We start from the raw sequence: 1630 nt of genomic DNA on the forward strand, positions 1-1630 counted from the left end.
GGCAGAGAACAGGGTATAGGTATTGGTTTAGAGGCCGGAAAAAGAGCATTGGTTGAAGAGATGCTTCGTTCCGGTATGGCACCGCAGGATATATCAAGTTCTTGTAAGCTTTCGCTGGATTATGTCTTGGGAATTAAAAGTGAGCTGTCTGCAAAAGAATGAAAAAAGTTAGTGCCTTTTGAAACTGCGATTTCATTATGTCTTTGATGTCAAATTGTCTGATATTATTGGTGGCTTTACTGCTATAATAATATTGGACAATTTTTTTGACTTAAAGCAGGGGTGATGTTATGACGTTAAAAAAAATAGTCAAGGTTTTTGTGCTGATGGAGACATTGGCAATGATCGCAGCTTTTGCGGCTTTTGCAGAGGGATGGGATGATTCGAGCGGAAGCTGGCAGTGGATAAAGGATGATGGTACGGCTGCAGTGGAGACTTGGAAGTCGGCTAATGGATATTGGTTTTACATCGATTCCAGTGGCTTGATAGCGAGAAATAAGCTGATCATCGAAGAGACAAACAAAGGGACAAATTATTATTATGTCGATTCTAATGGAATGCTTTTGAGAGATGCCTGGAAGGCTGTTGCTTTAGATGTGGGAGACAGAAAGAATTACAGGGCACAGTATTGGTGGTACTATTTCGGAAATGACGGAAAGGCGTATAAATCAAAAGGCGGACCTCTGACCATAGATCAGATAAAAACTATCGAAGGGAAGAGATATGCGTTCGATGCAGATGGGCGTATGCTTTATGGCTGGATAAACAGCAATAATGTGAAGATTCAGGATTATGATGAGAGCGCATGGAGAAACTCTGATTACTATTTCGGCGATTGGGATGATGGTCATGCTGTGCAGGGCTGGAAGCAGATGAGAGTGTATGTTCCGAAGGAAGGGACGTATAAGGACTATTGGTTCTATTTTGATGCTTTTGGGAAAAAGGCGAAGTCTGAGAAGAAACGTATAGATGGTGTGACATATGTTTTCGACAGCGATGGACATATGTCTGCGACAAAGTGATGATATCAGAGGTGGTTAGCACTTTGTATATAATATGTGTATCTAATCCCGAAGAGTTTTATAACAGTCATTCTTAGGACACAAACCATTCGGAGATGTCAGGGAAAATGACCTAGCGATTCCCGTGTGGGATATTCAGGCTTGAGAAGAATATGTAAATGCAGAGACCGGTTCAGTAGAACTGGTCTTTTTTGTAAAAATCACTTGATAAATACTTATGTGCGATGGCAGGTGTTAAATGCTTATGATGCAGTGATTTATGCAATACAAATGCAATCGTTTGTTTGCAAGAGAGCCGAGATAGGATTAAGATGCAACAGAGAATGCCTGAAATATGCACAATATTTGCGCTTATAAATAGCGCAAAAGTCACAAAAGGTACAATAAATTGCAAAGAGTCTGCAATAAATTGCAGACAGTTGCAGAAATATTGCGCAAACCAACTGCGGGTGATATAAATATGACATAACAAATGCAAACGATTGCAGAGGAAGAAAGGGCGCCTTCTTCCAAGCGATAAGATTAAATTATTTGATTTATAAGGAGATTAAATATCATGGCAAAGGTTAAAAATTTCAAGACAATATTCCCAGCAGTTTCAGTACCAC

1 protein-coding gene is annotated in these 1630 nt (G+C 39.9%); it reads left to right on the forward strand.

Annotation, left to right across the window (positions count from 1 at the left end):
* Positions 1–290 precede the first annotated feature (290 nt).
* Positions 291–1022: a hypothetical protein gene (locus BXO88_RS16125; protein ID WP_139355635.1), complete on the forward strand. Its 732-nt coding sequence runs from the start codon at positions 291–293 to the stop codon at positions 1020–1022.
* Positions 1023–1630 lie beyond the last annotated feature (608 nt).

The organism is Oribacterium sp. C9, from assembly GCF_002007235.1.
GTDB lineage: Bacteria > Bacillota > Clostridia > Lachnospirales > Lachnospiraceae > Oribacterium.

What these genes read in the sequence shown, in the direction of transcription:
- BXO88_RS16125 (WP_139355635.1), top strand. Translation starts at nt 291, where the DNA reads ATGACGTTAAAAAAAATAGTCAAGGTTTTTGTGCTGATGGAGACATTG.